The sequence below is a fragment of the Streptomyces sp. NPDC001717 genome (assembly GCF_042892775.1).
Lineage (GTDB): Bacteria > Actinomycetota > Actinomycetes > Streptomycetales > Streptomycetaceae > Streptomyces.
In genome coordinates, this window is record NZ_JBIAUK010000039.1 from 1 (window position 1) to 15,197 (window position 15,197).

Below are 15,197 nucleotides of genomic sequence, written 5' to 3' on the forward strand. Positions count from 1 at the left end.
GGGGGGGGGGGGGGGGCCCCGCCCCCGCGGGGGGGCGGGCCGACCGCGGTGGGGCGCCGCCCCGCGGGGGGTGGGGGGGGCCCCCGGGGGGGGCGGGGGGGGCGGGGGGCCGCGGGGGGGGGCGGGCGCCCCCCGGCGGGTCAACGGTGCGGCGTCACTTCGCCAGGAAGGCGAGGAGGGCGCTGTTGACCTCCTCTGCGTGGGTCCACAGCAGACCGTGCGGGGCGCCCTCGATCTCGACGTAGTCGGCCGACGGGAGCGCCTTGTGGAAGGGGCGCGCGGTGCCCTCGGCCGGCAGGATGCGGTCGGCGGTGCCGTGCAGGATCAGGGCCGGCACGTCGACGGCGGGGATGTCGGCGCGGAAGTCGGTGTACCAGGTCGCCGGCGCGGCGGACGCGGCGAAGGAGCCGCCGCGGGCGGCGGTGTTCCAGCTGTTGCGGACGGCCTCCTCGCTGATGCGGGTGCCCAGGTTCTCGTCGAGGTTGTAGAAATCGTTGAAGAAGGCCGTGTAGTAGGCGTAGCGGTCGGCCTTGACCGCGGAGACGACGCCGTCGAAGAACTCCTTCGGGGCGACGCCGTCCGGGTTGTCGTCGCTCTTGAGCAGGCAGGGCTCCAGGGAGGCCAGGAAGGCGACCTTGGCGACGCGCGCGGAGCCGTACGTGGACACGTAGCGGGCGACCTCGCCGGTGCCCATGGAGAAGCCGACGAGGACGGCGTCGTTCAGGTCGAGGGCCTCCATCACCGTGTTCAGGTCGGCGGCGAAGGTGTCGTAGTCGTAGCCCGTGGTCGGCTGCGAGGACTTCCCGAAACCGCGGCGGTCGTACGTGATCACGCGGTAGCCGGCGTCGAGCAGCGCGGCGCTCTGGCGCTCCCAGGAGTGGCCGTCGAGCGGGAAGCCGTGGATGAGGACGACGGGCTGCCCGGCTCCCTGGTCCTCGAAGTACAGCTCGACGGGGTTGGTGTTCTCCTGGCCCACGGTGATGTACGGCATGGGGATGCGTCCTCGATTCGGGATGGTTGGTCCGCGCGTCGGAGCGGCGCGGCATGCCCGTCACGCTAGGAGCGGTCCCGCACCCGCTGTTGCCGTCCCGCGCACCACGCCTTGCACGGGGGCGCAGAGCTCGCTCAGTCGCCGGTGGCCGTTGCGGCGTCGTCCTCGGCGAGGACGAACCGGGCCAGGTGGACCCTCGATCGCACCGAGAGCTTGCGGAAGATCGACGACAGATGGGTGTTGACCGTGTGCGGGGAGACGACGAGGGCCTGCGCGGCCGACCGGTTGGTGTGGCCCGCGGCGATCAGCCGGGCCACCTTGCGTTCGGAGGCGGTGAGCGCGTCCCAGCCCTGGTCGGGGCGGGGCCCGAGTCCTCCCGTGCGTCGCCCCGGGCGGCTGGTGGCCCGTTCCAGATCGGCTCGGACCCGGTCGGCCTCGGCGTCGGCCCCCGCCTGGGAGTAGATGTCGTGCGCCCTGGTCAGGGCAGGTGTCGCGGCGCAGTCGCCCGCGGTGAGGAGGGCGCGCCCGAGGTCGGCGGACGCGGCGGCGAGTGGCAGCGGCCGGGGGCCGGTGGCGAGGATGCGGACCGATCGCTCCAGGAGTTCGCGGTCGCCGGTCACCAGGCCGGCCGCATGGGCGGCCGTCCCCCGGGCGGTCGGCACGGTGGGGTTGCGGGTGGCGTGTGCGGCAGCCTGGGCCGCGAGGTCCTCGGCCAGGTTCCGGTCCCCGCCGCGCAGGGCGATCCGGACGGCCTGGACGACATGGGGGCGCAGGAGTCGCCACCGGAGGAACGGGTGGTCCCGCTGGACGGACCGGACCAGTTCCGCCGCTTCCGCGTGGTCGCCGTCGGCGTCCGCGACGACTGCCTCGAAGTACCGGTGGGTGGCGTGGTTGCCGGTGTTCGGCCGGTCGGCCACGGCCGCCCTCACGATGTCCAGGTGTTCCCGCGCGGCTTCGCGGTCGCCGCGCAGCAGCGCGAGCAGACCGCGGTTGACGCGGATGTTGACCAGGTTGCCGGGCACGTGGAGGTCCGCTTCGAGCCGCTCGGCGGTGACGAAGTCGGCATCCGCGTCGTCGAGCCGGCCGAGCCCCGTGTTCAGGGTTCCCTGGGCCCAGATCAGCATCGCGGGGCGCAGGGGAGGGTCGCCCGCCGTTCGGAGCAGTCGCCGTACGGTGTCGAAGTCGTCCATGTGGATCCGGGCGACGGCCTCCTCCGGCCGAAAGGCCGTGTCGAACACGCTGAGCACCGTGTGGTGTTCGACGGCGGCGGCGCAGTCGCCCGCGTTGAGGGCGATCTCGCCGAGGCCCCACAGCGCGAGGACGCGGGCCTCCCGGTCGCCGGCCCGCTCCGCCTCGACGAGGGCCCTTTCGCCGGTATCGCGAGCGGCCGCGAGGTCGCTCCCGCGGGAGCGGGCCAGGGCCAGGCGGGCGGTCAGCCGGGCGCGGATCGCCGGGTCGGTGACGGCTGCCAGCGCCGCCGTCGAGCGGCGGATCAGCTCGGGGACGTCGTCGAGGTGCCACAGCGTGTCACCGAGTACGGATTGCAGACGGGCGAAGACGTCCAGGGGTGGCTGCCGGGCGAGCAGCGCGTCGCCGGCGTCCCGTGCCTGCGTGTAGCGACCCGCGCGGGTCAGCGCGACGATGGCCCGCTCTCCCACGTCGTACGCCATGGGGGCACGGGGCGGTACGAGTTCCAGGGCGCGCACGGCCAGGTCGGCGGCGAGATCGGGCATCACCGCGATCACGTCCGCGGCGGCCGTGCTTAGTAGTTCGACCGCCTCCATGTCGCCGGGTTCGGCGCTCTTCAGCAGGTGCGGGACCGCGTCGACGGAGCTCCGGCCCGCCGCGACGAGCCGGCTCGCGGCCTCCCGGTGCAGCGCCCGGCGTACGGAGGGGGCGAGGTCGGCGTACACCGCCTGGCGGAGCAGGTCGTGGCGGAACAGGAGGCGTTCGCCGTCGTCGTGGAGGAGGGCGGCGTCGATCGCCTCGTCCACTTCGGCGCCGAGTCCGGAGGCGGGCCGGCCGCACAGGGCGGCGGCGTCGGCGAGGGAGAACGCGCGGCCGAGGACCGAGCCGATCCGCAGGAAGCGGAGGGTGTCCGGCCTCAGGTCGGCCAGCCGGTCGCGTACGCCGAGGACCAGCCGCTCCGGTGGCCGCGTCCCGTCCGCGCCCGACGCCGCGATGCCCGCGAGCATCTCGGTCGCGAGGAAGGGGTTGCCGCCGGCCCCGTCGAGGAGTTCCGCGACCTGCTCCGGCACGTGCCCTCCGAGGGCGTCGCGTGCCAGCTCGGTCAGGGCCGTGTCGGGCAGCGGCCGCAGGGGGAGGGTCGTCGTACGCGGCCCCTGCCCGTACAGTTCCGGGTCCTCCCTGCCCGTGAGCAGCCAGAGGACCGGGGAGCTGAGCAGCCGTGCGGGCATGACGCTCAGGGCGAACCGGCTCAACGGGTCGGCCCATTGGACGTCGTCGACCGCGATCAGTACGGGCGTGCCCGCCGAGCGCTCCTCGATCAGCTGGGCCAGCCGTTCGACGAGCCAGATGCGCTGGTCGTGGTGGCCGGCGAGGTCCGCGAAGTCCGTGCCGGCCAGCAGCGGCGGGTCACCGTGCAGGAGGCCCGACGCCAGTGATGCGAGCGGTGCCAGCTCGTGCAGTTCCTCGGCGCGTCCATGGCTGACGACGAACCCGTGGGCCCGCGCGATCGAGATGGTCTCCTGCAGCAGTACGGTCTTGCCGATGCCGGGCTCGCCCAGGAGCAGTACGATCGCTCCTCCCTCGCCGTCGCGCACCGCCTCGACCAGGGCGCGCAGCCGCTCCAGCTCGGCTTCGCGGCCCCGCAGCCCGGGCCGGCTCGACCCGGTCGCCGCGCCTCGTTCCTCGGGTCGGTCGGGGTTCATCCCTTGACCGATCCGGCGAGCAGGCCCCGGGCGAAGTGCCGCCGGAGGGAGAGGAAGACGAGCAGCGGGACGAGCGCGGCCACGAAGGCTCCCGCGGTGAGCCGCTGCCACTCGTTGCCGTACGTCCCGGCCAGGCTCGCCAGTCTGACCGTCATCGGCGCGGTCTCGGCCGTCCCGCCCGCCAGGGTCAGGGCCACGAGGAGGTCGTTCCACACCCAGATGAACTGGATGACGGCGAAGGAGACCAGGGCCGGGCGGGACAGGGGCAGCACGATCCGGAGCAGCACCGTCCCGTGCGAAGCGCCGTCGACGCGGGCGGCCTCGATCAGGTCCCGGGGCAGCCCGGCCAGGAAGTTGTGCAGGAGGAACACCGCGAACGGCAGTGCGAAGACGGTGTGGGCGAACCAGAGCTCGCCGAACCGGGCGGGACCGGTGGGGTTCCACGCCGGCAGGAAGAGCAGGCCCTGGGAGAACAGCTTCAGGAGGGGCACGAGCGCCATCTGGAGCGGCACGATCTGGAGCGCGAAGATGCCGACGACGAGCGCGTCGCGGCCCCTGAAGTCGATCCATGCCAGGGCGTACGCGGCGAAGAACGCCAGGACGAGCGGGAACAGCACCGAGGGAAGGGTGATGACGACGGAGTTGACGAAGTGGTCGGCGAGCCGCCCCGGCCCGTTCCCACCGCCGGACAGCACCTCGCCGTAGTTGTCGAGCGTGAGGTGCGGCGTACCGAACACGGTCCACCAGCCCGTCGTCTTGATCTCCTCCTCGGGGCGGAACGAGGAGAGCAGCAGACCGAGGGTCGGTGTCGTCCAGAGGACCGCGATCACCACGGCGATCGACGTGAGGGCGCGGGAGGCCAGACGCTCCCGGACGCCGTTCACCCCGCCCTCCGCCGCGCCCGCACCTGGTGGGCGACGAAGGGGGTGACGAGGAGGAAGAGGAGTACGGCGAGCGCCGCGCCGCGGCCCGTCTCGCCGTAGCGGAAGGCCTGGTCGTACATCTCGTGGGCGATGACGCCGGTGTCGAACTGTCCGCCGGTCGTGGTCTTGACGATGTCGAAGGCCTTGACGGTGCCGATCGCCTGGGCGAGGACCACGACGAGCAGCGTGGGCCTGATCGAGGGCAGGGTGATCCGCCGGAAGATCTGTCCGGGGGACGCGCCGTCGAGTCGGGCCGCCTCGGCCAACTCACCGGGAACGGCTCTGAGCGCGCCGGCCAGCAGGAAGGCCGCGAAGCCCGCCTGTGTCCACACCATCACCGCGATGAGGAACAGGATGTTCCAGGGAGATTCCACGAGCCACTGCCGCGGTTCGCCGCCGAACGCGACCACGAGTCGGTTCAGCAGCCCGATCTGCCCGGCTTCCGCGGGACGGTAGGCGTAGACGAACTTCCAGACGACGCCCGCGCCGACGAAGGAGATCGTCATGGGCATCAGGAGGAGGGACAGCGCGAACGCTCTGAACCGCGACCGTACGACGGCCGTCGCGTAGAGCAGACCGACCGAGGTCGCCAGGAGTGGCACGAGCACCACCCACGTCAGGGTGTTGCGCAGCGCCACCAGCGCCCGGGGGTCGGTGAACATCCACACGTAGTTGTCGAACCCGGCCCACGCCTCTCCCCCGCCGTCGGTGAACGACAGGACCAGGGTGCGCAGACCGGGCAGGAGAAGACCGACCGTGAGCAGCAGCAGCGCGGGGGCCAGCAGGATCAGGGCCGCGGCCCTCCTCCGTACCGGCCCCCGGTGCAGCGCGAGCAGGACCAGGGCGACCACCGCGGCGAAGGCGGCGACGCCCTGGAGCAGGTACAGCAGCTTGGGCTGCTGGGCGACGGCGTCGAACGACATCAGCGGCTCGGCCAGGACCGTTCGACCGAGTCGGCGAACTGTCGGGTGCTCGCGCCGCCGATCCAGTCGACGGCTCCCTTCCAGAACGTCCCGGCGCCGACCGACGCCGGCATCAGGTCGGAACCGTCGAACCGGAACTGCGTCCCGGGGTCCTGGAGCAGTTGGATCGAGAGCCTGTCGACCGGGGTCGCGGCGTTCGCCGGATCCACGCCCCTGTTCGCCGAGACGAACGGGCCCTTCCTCATGCGCGCGTTCGCGAAGTCCGCGGTGGCGAGATACTCCTGGAACGCCCGCACTTCGGGACGGTCGGCGAACGCCGCGGCGAACACTCCACCGCCCAGTACGGGGCTGCCGGCCGGTTCCGCCCCCGGCAGGAGGAAGACCCAGACGTCCTTGTCCGGTCCGACCTCGGTGCCCTTCGGCCACATGTCGGCGTAGAACGAGGCCTGACGGTGCATCGCGCAGTCGCCGGAGAGAATCGGTCTGCCGGCCTCCTGGAAGGAGATCGACGCCATCGACCTGGCCGGACCGAAACCGCCGTTGGCGTAGCGGTCGTTCTTGAGGACGGACCCCACGGTGTCCATGGCCTCGATCACACGCGGGTCGTTGAACGGGATCTCGTGGGCGACCCACCGGTCGTAGACGTCCGTGCCCTGCCGGCGCAGCAGGACGTCCTCGATCCAGTCCGTCACGGGCCAGCCGGTCGCCTCGGCGGATTCGAGGCCCGCACACCAGGGCTTGACGCCCGAGGCCGCGACCTTCTCCGTCAGGGCCATCAGCTCGGACCACGTGCGGGGAACGCCCAGTCCCCTGTCGTCGAAGAACTTCGGGGAGTACCAGACGAACGACTTGACGTTCGCGACCAGCGGCGTTCCGTAGAGGGTGTCGTTGACGGTCGCGTAGCCGTTCCAGTCGGCCGACCAGCCCTGCTTCGCGAGGGCCACGACCCCGGCGCTCGCGGGCTTGAGCTTCCCGGCACGCGCGAAGCGTTCCAGGAGCCCGGGTTGGGGGAAGAACGCCACGTCGGGCGCGCTCCCGCCGTCGACCCGGAGCTGGATCCGGGCCTCGAACTCCCCGTCCCCCTCGTACTGGACGTCGATTCCCGTGCAGCTCTCGAAGTCCGCCCAGGTCTCTTCGAACAGGTCGGCCTCCCGGTCCCGGTTCTCCGCGTAGACGGTGACCTTGGTGCCGGGGTGCTTGCCGTAGGGGGCGTACCGTCCGCAGTCCGCAGGGGTGTGCGACCGCGATCCGCCGTCCTGCGGGGTGCCGCAGGCGGTGGCGGTGACGGCGAGGGTGATGACCGCGAGAGCGAGCCTCGCGCCGAACCTCATGGGTGTATCTCCTCCGATCGCCCGCCGAAGGGTTCTCGGGGGGCGACCAGAAGCTACCAGCGCTCGAACACGATCGACTAATCGTTCGATCTTGAACGATCAGTCGATCCCAACGGTCGTCAGGCCGGCGGATCGTGGTGGGTCAGAGGCCGGGTCGATCGGTCGTGGTGTGGTGGGACGGGTGGGTCCGTCAGAGCGTGCGGCGCACGCCCGCCTGGCGCTCCAGGTTGCGGAGCTGGACGGCGAGGTCGCCTTCCACCGCGAGGTGGGCGGGGCCGCTGCGGCCGATGGGGAGGACCTGCTCGCTGCGCATGTCCTCCAGCATCAGGGCGAACGCCGTGTACATCGCGACGAGCGCCACCACGAGGCCGAGCGCGCCGGACGTGCGGGTCAGCCATTCGGCGCCGGTGAGGCCGGAGAGGCCGGTGGTCGCCCAGCGGGGAAGGGAGACGGCGAGGACGAGCCACAGCGCGCGCTTGGGCCTGGTCACGGCGGTCATCAGGGCCCCGAAGCAGAGGAGCGCCAGGTTGAACACGCCGAGGACCCGAAGGCCGTCGGCCGCGCCGCTGAGCATGATGAGCGAGTAGGGCAGCCAGCTGCCGGCGAACACCGCCATCAGTGTCGCCGCGATCACGTCACGGGCGCCGAAGGCCAGGATGCTCACCAGGAGTTGGAGGACGAAGGCCGGCAGCACGGTGAAGGCGACGGCGGCGCGGGCCGCCTCGTCGAAGATCCCGAGTTGGAGGCAGCCCGTCATCACGGAGGCGATGGCTATCGTGAAGAAGCCGAGCGGCATGGGTGAGGCGATCGGGCGCAGGTTGATCCGTGTCATCGACCGGAGGTCCGGTTCGAAGCGTCGTCCCGGCGGGGCGGCCGGGTCTTCGTCGCCGCCGTCGGCGACGGGGGAGGCTGTACTCATCGTGCGGTCTCTTTCAGTGTTCGAAGCAGGGGTCGACGAAGGACGGCGTCGTGTCGGGGACGGATCCGCGGGCGACGCGCCACCGGCGGTGCTGCTCGGACTCGGCGACGGCCTCGGCCACGAGCGACGCCTGACGGGCGCCCCCCTGGCCCTCCCGGCTCCTTTGGTAGCCGCCGAAACGGGCCACCGGGCTCCACTGCGGGCTCACCGGCGGGACGGCCTCGTCGAGTCCCTCGTACTCGGCGGTCGCGTAGACGATGCGGCCGCCGACGACGGTGAGGACGGATTCGATGTCGGGAATGACGGCCTCGGGCACGGTGAGGTAGTCGTCGGACAGGATCGCGAGGTCGCCGTGGCAGCCCTCGCGCAGGAGTCCCTTGACGTCCTGCTCGCCGGTGAGGCGCGCTCCCCCGCGCGTGTAGAGGCCGAGGGCGGTCTCGCGGTCGATCAGGTTGCCGGCCGGGTAGAGGGTCGTGCCGCCGACGGTGCGGCCGGTCACCAGCCAGTGCAGGGCCACCCACGGGTTGTACGAGGAGACGCGGGTGGCGTCGGTTCCGGCGGCGACGGTCAGGCCCCGGTCGAGCATGGCCCGGACCGGCGGGGTGTGGGCGGTCGCCTCCGCGCCGTAGCGGCCCAGGAACGCGCTGCCCTGGAAGGACATGCGGTTCTGGACGGACACGGCGCCGCGGAGGGCCGCGATCCGGTCGAGGCTGCCGGCCGAGACCGTCTCCGCGTGGTCGAAGAGCCAGCGGTTGCCGCCGGGGAACAGTCCCTCGGCCGCGAGCTTCTCGAAGACGGCCAGGTCACGGCGGATCGTCTCGTCGTAGGTGGCGTGGAGCCGGAAGCCCCAGCCGTTCTCCAGCAGGAGCCGGACCGCCTTCTCGAACTCGGCCTCGTAGCCCGCGGCAAGTTCGGGCCGGGGCTCGGAGAAGTTCTCGAAGTCGGCGGCGGCCCAGGTCAGGTTCTCGCCCGCGCCGTTCAGCCGGAGCCACTCGTCCCCGTCACCGGGCTTCACCGTCTCGGTCCAGCGCTTGAGGTCGGCCAGTTCCTGACCGGCCGTCTGTGGGAAGAGGTGGTAGGCGATCCGCAGGGTCAGCTCACCCGACCTGGCGAGATCGACGACCGTGGCGTAGTTGTCGGGGAAGTTCTGGAACCCGCCGGCGGCGTCGACCGCCGAGGTGAGGCCGAAGCGGTTCAATTCGCGCAGGAAGTGCCGCGTCGACGTGCGCTTGTCGGCCTCGTCGAGCGCCGGCGCCTTGGCCAGCGTCGAGTAGAGGATGAGGGCGCTCGGCGCCGCGAGGAGCACGCCGTTGGGTTCGCCGTCGCGGCCCCGGACGATCTGTCCGCCGCGCGGGTCGGGGGTCTCCCGGGTGAAGCCGGCGGCCTTGACGGCGGCGCGGTTCATCAGGGCCGACTGGTACAGGTGCAGGACGAACACCGGGGTGTCGGGGGCCGCGGCGTTCAGCTCGGCGACGGTCGGCATCCGGCGCTCGGCGAACTGTTCGGCGGTCCAGCCGCCGACGACGCGGATCCACTGGCCCTTGGGGGTGCGGCCCGCCTGCTCGCGCAGCATGTCGAGGGCGTGGCGGAGGCTGCGCACCCCGTCCCAGCGGAGCTCCAGGACGTAGTTCAGGCCGCCCCGGATGACGTGCAGGTGCGAGTCGTTGAGACCGGGGATCACCCGGCGGCCGAGAGCGTCGACGACCTTGGTGCCCGGCCCGACGAGGTGGGCGAGGTCGTGGTCGTCGCCGAGGGCCGCGACCCGGCCGTCGCGGATCGCGACGGCGCGGGCCTCGGGCCGGTCGGGGTCACCGGTGAAGACCTCGGCGTTGCGGACGAGGAGGTCGGCGTGCTCGTGCTCCCGACGCGGGGCGGGGACCAGGCCCGCCACCGGCATGCTCGTCGACGGCCCGGTCATGCGAGGGCCTTGCGGAGGGTGTCGGTGGCGAGACCGATGGCGAGTTCCGCGGCCCGCGTCTCGCGCAGCGCGTTCAGCATGACGAAGTCGTGGATGACGCCGTGGACGCGCAGGGCGGTGACGGGGACACCGGCGGCGCGGAGCTTGGCCGCGTACGCCTCGCCCTCGTCGCGCAGGACGTCGGCCTCGGCGGTGATGACCAGGGCCGGCGGCAGCCCGGCGAGTTGCTCGGTGGAGGCGCGCAGCGGGGAGGCGGTGATCCGGGCGCGCTCGGCCTCATCGGTCGTGTACTGGTCCCAGAACCACTGCATGGCGTCACGACGCAGGAAGTAGCCCTCACCGAACTCGTGGTACGAGTCGGTGTCGAAGCTCGCGTCCGTGACCGGGTAGAAGAGGACCTGCTGGACGAGGGCCACGTCGCCGCGCCGCTTGGCCATGAGGGTGAGGGCGGCGCTCATGTTGCCGCCGACCGAGTCGCCCGCGACGGCGATCCGCGTGCCGTCGAGGTCCTTGTGGTGGCCCTCGCGGGCGACCCACTGGGCGACGCTGTAGTTCTGCTCGATGGCGACGGGGTAGCGGGCCTCGGGCGAGAGGTCGTACTCGGGGAACACGACGGCCGCTCCGGTGCCGACGGCGAGTTCGCGGACCAGCCGGTCATGGGTGTGGGCGTTGCCGAAGACCCAGCCGGCGCCGTGGATGTAGAGGACGACGGGCAGCCGACCGGTGGCGCCGCGGGGGCGGACGATCCGGGCCCGGACGTCACCGGTGGGGCCGCCGTGGACGGTGATCCACTCCTCGTCGACCTCGGGCAGCGGAACACCCTCGCCGCTCTGGACGCCGTCCACGGCCTTGCGGCCGTCCGCGACGGGGATCTGGTGGAGGAACGGCGGCTGCGCGGTGGCTTCCGCGAAGGCCTGCGCGGCGGGTTCGAGGATCGGACGGTTCTTCATGAGGGGTTCTCCTTCGGGGATGTACGGGAGGAGGCGGGTCGGGGGCTCAGCGGGTCGCCCGTGCGGCATCGAGGATCACCTGGGCGACCACGGCCGGGCGGGAGACCGCCACGGCGTGCGACGCGTCCACTTCGGTGATGCGCGAGCCGGCGCGCCGGGCCATCCACCGTTCCGCGGCCGGCGGGATGTTCCTGTCGGCGGTGGCGATCAGCGCCCAGGACGGGATCGTCTTCCAGGCCGCTTCCCCGGCTTTCTCCTCCAGCGCGGCGGTGGCGACCGGGCGCTGGGTCACGGCCATGACGGCCGCGTCGGCGGCGGGCACGTCGGCCGCGAACTGGCGGTGGAACTTGGCCCGTTCGATGACGAGTTCGGTGCCGGTGCCACCGCCGGGCAGCGGGTACGACCGCGGGTTCACGGTGTCGCCGAGGGTGGAGCCGGGGAACTTGGCGGCGAGCTCGGCCGCGCTCTCGCCCTTGTCCGGGGTGAACGCGGCGATGTAGACGAGGGCCTTCACCCGGCTGTCGCCCGCGGCGGCGCCACTGATCACGGCGCCGCCGTAGGAGTGGCCGACCAGGACGACCGGTCCGTCGACGGCGGCCAGGACGCTGCGCAGGTAGGCGGTGTCCGCGGCGAGACCGCGCAGCGGGTTGGCGGGGGCCAGTACGGGGTAGCCCGCGCGCTGCAGCCGCCCGATCGTGCCGCTCCAGCCGGAGGCGTCCGCGAACGCCCCGTGGACCAGGACGATCGTGGGCTTCGGGTCGTGCCGGTCGGCGCCGGCGGCGGCCGGGCCGCTCGCGGGTCGTACGGGCGCGGCGGGTGCGGCGCCGAGCAGGGAGGCCACCGTGGCCGGCAGGGCGAGGGCGAGGGCGAGGGTGCGCCTCTTGGGGTGCATGGGATTCCTTGTCGGGTGGTGGGGCGTTCGGGTGTGCTCGGCCGGGCGGGAGGATGGCCCGTCGGGCGGGCGAGGGCGCAGGTCGGGCGGGGCGCCGGTCGGGCGGGACCTCGCCTCAGAGGCCGTACGCCTCCAGGAGGCGCAGCCAGACCTCGCTCACCGTCGGGAAGGCGGGCACGGCGTGCCACAGGTGTTCCAGGGGGACCTCGCCCACGATGGCCACGGTGGCCGTGTGGATGAGCTCGCTCGCCATCGGGCCGGTGAGCGTGCAGCCGACGACGACCCCTCGGGTCTCGTCGACGACGAGCTTGGCGAGGCCGCGGTAGTCGTCCGCGTGGAGCGCGGCACCGGCGACGTCGTCGACCCGGTACTCCACCGTGCGTACCGCGAGACCCGCCGTACGCGCCGCGCGTTCCGTCAGACCGACGCTCGCGACCTCGGGACGGGTGAAGACGGCTTGCGGGACGGCGAATCGGTCGGCTTCCGCGCTCCACGGCTGCCGGCCGCCGGTGACGGCCGGACGCCCGGCGGCTCGCTCGGCGATCGCCGCGGCGCAGGCACGGGCCTGGTACTTGGCCATGTGGGTGAGGGGCGCACGGTGGTTCACATCACCGACGGCGTAGAGCCATTCGCCCTCGACCGCGGTGACCCGACAGGTGTCGTCGACCGGGAGCCGGTCGCCGACGGGCAGTCCCACGGTCTCCAGGCCGAGGTCGGCGGTGCGCGGGCGCCGGCCCACGGCGGCGAGGACCTCGTCGCAGACGAGGGCCGTGCCGTCGTCGGTCTCCACGGTCACGTCACGGGTGGTCGCGTCACGGGCGACCCGGACGGCCGACACCCCGACGCGGATGGTGACGCCCAGATCGCTCAGCCCCCGGGTGACCTCCTCTCCCGCGCACGGCTCCCAGCCGGTCAGCAGGGCCTGGTCGCGGACCAGCAGGGTGACGGAGGAACCGAGCGAACGCCACGCCGTGGCCAGCTCGCAGGCCACCACTCCCCCGCCGATCACGACGAGCCGCCCGGGCACCTCGTCGGCCGTGGTGGCCTCCCGGCTGGTCCACACGCCGATCCGGTCGAGCCCTTCGACCGACGGGAGCACGGGTTCCGTGCCGGTGCAGACCACGACCGCGCGCCTGGCACGCAGGGTACGGACCGAGCCGTCGGCCCCGGTCACCTCCACCCGGCGCTCACCGGCCAGCCGGCCGTGCCCCCGCACGAGCCCGATGCCCGCGCCGTCGAGCCAGTCGGCCTGGCCGGTGTCGTCTCCGCGCCCGGTGAAGCGGTCACGGCGGGCCAGGACCCGCGCCGGGTCCAGTGCCGCCGTGACCGACTGCCGGGCCCCCTCGACCGAGCGTGCCTCCGCCCGGGCGGCGCCGGGTCGCAGCAGGGCCTTGCTCGGCACGCAGGCCCGGTAGGAGCACTCGCCGCCGACCGCCTCGGCCTCGACGACGACGGCGGTCAGCCCCGACCGGACGGCCCGGCCGGCGACGACCTCGCCGGCCGGGCCGCCGCCGACCACGACGACGTCGTACGCATCCATCAGCCGTGCACCAGAGGGGTGTCGACGAGGTGCTCGGCCAGGAACCACACCTGCGCCTCGCCGGTACGGACGACGTCGGAGACGAGCAGGTCGGCGCTGCCCTCGTCGCCCTCCCCGGAGAGACGGGCGGCGGCGTCCCGGGCGTCGATCAGGATCCGCTCGTGCGCGTCGAGCAGCCGCGACAGCATGACCGGCACCGGCTCGACGCCGTCCGGCGGACGGGGGATCGACGTCAGCTCCGCGACGTGGCGCGGGTCCCCGACGGCGACGCCGCCGAGGCTCTGGACCCGCTCGGCCAGCGCGTCCACGATGGCCAGCTGGGCCTCCGCGTGCTTGTCCAGCATCAGGTGGAGGGAGTAGAAGGTCGCCCCGCGCATGAGCCAGTGGTGCTTCTTGTAGAGGGAGTGGAGGATCTGCGTGTCGGCGAGAACCCGGTTCAGCCGCTGGCACGCGTACATGCGGGTGTCGTGGCCGAGGCCGATCGGCAACTGCTTGAGCGTGCCGAACGCCTGGGTCTCGGCGCCCGTCTGGTGCAGCAGCGGCTGGCCGCCGCCGTGCGGGGTCGTGAGGATGTCCATCGGGTGCTCCTGTTCGGGAGAGGGGTGGGAAGGGCCCGGCCGCCCGGTCGGGGGTGGGCGGGCGACCGGACCCGGTCTGTGCGGCCCGCGCTCGGCGGTCGGCGCTCAGCGGGCGGCGCTCAGCGGTCGGCGATCGCCGCGGCGGGGGTCCGGCGCAGGACGAGCCGGGTGAGGAGTCCGCTGCCGAGACCGGCCACGAGCGCGAGGGCGGCCCACCACGGCGGGTACGGCGCGAGGCCGAGGGCCGCGTCGAGGGACCAGGCGCCGGGGCCGGTGGCGGCCAGCGCGGCGGCGGTCCCGATGAGGACGAGCGGGTACTCGTATCCGTCGTTCTGCACCCAGAGCCCGTGGCGCCACTTCACGGTGAGCGCGACGGTCATGACCCCGATGGTGCCGGTCGCGGCGAGCGGGGTCAGGAGGCCGGCGGCGAGCAGCAGTCCCGATCCGATCTGCCCACCGCCCGCCGCCAGGGCCGTGAGGGCACCGCCGCGGAAGCCGTCGGCGCGGAACTCCTCGGTACCGCCCTCGAGTCCCTTGCCGCCCAGGTGCGAACTGACCTTCTGCACACCGTGGCCGGCGACGAGCAGTCCCACCAGCAGACGCAGGATCAGAATGCCGGTGTCCACGGGGGTCAGCCGGCCGCGTGCGCGCCGATGACGCTCTGCGCGTACACGACACCCAGACCGTACGCGCCCGCGTGGGCCTTGACGATCTCCATGACCGCGCCGTACGTCTCCTGGCGCGCCCAGTCGCGCTGCAGCTCCAGGAGGACCTGGACCCAGGTCACCGGGACGGCGCCGGCGGCGATCATCCGCTGGAGCGCGTGCTCGTGGGCGGCCGGGCTGACGCCGCCGGAGGCGTCGGTGACCACGTACACCTCGTAGCCCTGCTCCAGCGCCGAGAGCGCGGGCAGCACCAGGCAGACCTCGGTCCACAGACCGGACAGGACGATCTTCTTGCGCCCGGTCGCCTTGACCGCCGCGACGAGTGCCTCGTCCTCCCAGGCGTTCATGGTGGTGCGGTCGACGATCTCGTTCTTCGGGAACACCTCGGCGAGCTGCGGCAGCAGCGGGCCGGAGAACGACTCGGCGGCGACCGTGGTCAGGACGGCCGGCACGTCGAACGCCCTGGCCGCCTTGGCGAGCCCCACCGTGCTGTTGATGATCGCGGCACGGTCGCCGCTGCCGGTGCCGAAGAACATCTGCGGCTGGTGGTCCACGAAGAGCATGACCGAGTTGTCGGGCGTGAGCAGGTCCTTGCTCGGGGCGGCCTGCACCTTGTCGATGTCGAACATGAGGGGTCCTCTCGAAGCATTCGGGAACGTGCCCGCCGCCTCGCGGC

The 15,197-nt window shown here is 73.0% G+C and carries 13 protein-coding genes; all 13 read right to left on the reverse strand.

The genetic code is table 11. The features are described from left to right. Window positions 1-154: 154 nt before the first annotated feature. Entirely contained in the window at window positions 155-991 is an 837-nt protein-coding gene (locus ACFYZL_RS36060; RefSeq protein WP_388684927.1) for an alpha/beta fold hydrolase, read from the reverse strand. Window positions 992-1,125: 134 nt separating this feature from the next. Continuing rightward, window positions 1,126-3,882: an AAA family ATPase gene (locus ACFYZL_RS36065; protein ID WP_388684930.1), complete on the reverse strand. Its 2,757-nt coding sequence runs from the start codon at window positions 3,880-3,882 to the stop codon at window positions 1,126-1,128. Then, window positions 3,879-4,766, reverse strand: coding sequence for a carbohydrate ABC transporter permease (locus ACFYZL_RS36070; protein ID WP_384753234.1), 888 nt, complete (start codon window positions 4,764-4,766; stop codon window positions 3,879-3,881). The genes ACFYZL_RS36065 and ACFYZL_RS36070 overlap by 4 nt, the downstream gene beginning before the upstream one ends. Further along, a complete protein-coding gene (locus ACFYZL_RS36075; protein ID WP_388684934.1) occupies window positions 4,763-5,728 on the reverse strand; it encodes a carbohydrate ABC transporter permease in 966 nt (321 codons plus the stop codon). The genes ACFYZL_RS36070 and ACFYZL_RS36075 overlap by 4 nt, the downstream gene beginning before the upstream one ends. Next, entirely contained in the window at window positions 5,728-7,059 is a 1,332-nt protein-coding gene (locus ACFYZL_RS36080; RefSeq protein WP_388684937.1) for an ABC transporter substrate-binding protein, read from the reverse strand. Before ACFYZL_RS36080 ends, ACFYZL_RS36075 begins: the two co-directional genes overlap by 1 nt. Window positions 7,060-7,249: 190 nt before the next feature. Then, a complete protein-coding gene (locus ACFYZL_RS36085; protein WP_388684940.1) occupies window positions 7,250-7,978 on the reverse strand; it encodes a GPR1/FUN34/YaaH family transporter in 729 nt (242 codons plus the stop codon). A 13-nt stretch (window positions 7,979-7,991) separates the two neighbouring features. Continuing rightward, complete coding sequence (locus ACFYZL_RS36090) at window positions 7,992-9,896, reverse strand: amidohydrolase (protein WP_388684942.1); 1,905 nt, start codon at window positions 9,894-9,896, stop codon at window positions 7,992-7,994. Continuing rightward, window positions 9,893-10,846, reverse strand: a complete 954-nt coding sequence (locus tag ACFYZL_RS36095; RefSeq protein WP_384753249.1) for an alpha/beta hydrolase — start codon at window positions 10,844-10,846, stop codon at window positions 9,893-9,895. The genes ACFYZL_RS36090 and ACFYZL_RS36095 overlap by 4 nt, the downstream gene beginning before the upstream one ends. Before the next feature lie 46 nt (window positions 10,847-10,892). Continuing rightward, complete coding sequence (locus tag ACFYZL_RS36100; RefSeq protein ID WP_384753252.1) at window positions 10,893-11,738, reverse strand: alpha/beta fold hydrolase; 846 nt, start codon at window positions 11,736-11,738, stop codon at window positions 10,893-10,895. A gap of 115 nt (window positions 11,739-11,853) precedes the next feature. Beyond that, the gene (locus tag ACFYZL_RS36105) at window positions 11,854-13,278 is read right to left on the reverse strand and encodes a dihydrolipoyl dehydrogenase family protein (protein ID WP_388684946.1); all 1,425 of its coding nucleotides are present in this window, start codon (window positions 13,276-13,278) and stop codon (window positions 11,854-11,856) included. Beyond that, complete coding sequence (locus tag ACFYZL_RS36110) at window positions 13,278-13,856, reverse strand: Dps family protein (protein WP_384754078.1); 579 nt, start codon at window positions 13,854-13,856, stop codon at window positions 13,278-13,280. The genes ACFYZL_RS36105 and ACFYZL_RS36110 overlap by 1 nt, the downstream gene beginning before the upstream one ends. A gap of 119 nt (window positions 13,857-13,975) precedes the next feature. Next, window positions 13,976-14,482 (reverse strand): DoxX family membrane protein, encoded by a 507-nt coding sequence (locus tag ACFYZL_RS36115; protein ID WP_388684948.1) that lies wholly within the window; start codon window positions 14,480-14,482, stop codon window positions 13,976-13,978. Between the two features lie 5 nt (window positions 14,483-14,487). Then, the gene (locus ACFYZL_RS36120; protein ID WP_384754073.1) at window positions 14,488-15,150 is read right to left on the reverse strand and encodes a hydrolase; all 663 of its coding nucleotides are present in this window, start codon (window positions 15,148-15,150) and stop codon (window positions 14,488-14,490) included. Window positions 15,151-15,197: the final 47 nt, after the last annotated feature.

What these genes read in the sequence shown, in the direction of transcription:
- ACFYZL_RS36060 (WP_388684927.1), bottom strand. Translation starts at nt 991, where the DNA reads ATGCCGTACATCACCGTGGGCCAGGAGAACACCAACCCCGTCGAGCTG.
- ACFYZL_RS36065 (WP_388684930.1), bottom strand. Translation starts at nt 3,882, where the DNA reads ATGAACCCCGACCGACCCGAGGAACGAGGCGCGGCGACCGGGTCGAGC.
- ACFYZL_RS36075 (WP_388684934.1), bottom strand. Translation starts at nt 5,728, where the DNA reads ATGTCGTTCGACGCCGTCGCCCAGCAGCCCAAGCTGCTGTACCTGCTC.
- ACFYZL_RS36080 (WP_388684937.1), bottom strand. Translation starts at nt 7,059, where the DNA reads ATGAGGTTCGGCGCGAGGCTCGCTCTCGCGGTCATCACCCTCGCCGTC.
- ACFYZL_RS36085 (WP_388684940.1), bottom strand. Translation starts at nt 7,978, where the DNA reads ATGAGTACAGCCTCCCCCGTCGCCGACGGCGGCGACGAAGACCCGGCC.
- ACFYZL_RS36090 (WP_388684942.1), bottom strand. Translation starts at nt 9,896, where the DNA reads ATGACCGGGCCGTCGACGAGCATGCCGGTGGCGGGCCTGGTCCCCGCC.
- ACFYZL_RS36095 (WP_384753249.1), bottom strand. Translation starts at nt 10,846, where the DNA reads ATGAAGAACCGTCCGATCCTCGAACCCGCCGCGCAGGCCTTCGCGGAA.
- ACFYZL_RS36100 (WP_384753252.1), bottom strand. Translation starts at nt 11,738, where the DNA reads ATGCACCCCAAGAGGCGCACCCTCGCCCTCGCCCTCGCCCTGCCGGCC.
- ACFYZL_RS36105 (WP_388684946.1), bottom strand. Translation starts at nt 13,278, where the DNA reads ATGGATGCGTACGACGTCGTCGTGGTCGGCGGCGGCCCGGCCGGCGAG.
- ACFYZL_RS36110 (WP_384754078.1), bottom strand. Translation starts at nt 13,856, where the DNA reads ATGGACATCCTCACGACCCCGCACGGCGGCGGCCAGCCGCTGCTGCAC.
- ACFYZL_RS36120 (WP_384754073.1), bottom strand. Translation starts at nt 15,150, where the DNA reads ATGTTCGACATCGACAAGGTGCAGGCCGCCCCGAGCAAGGACCTGCTC.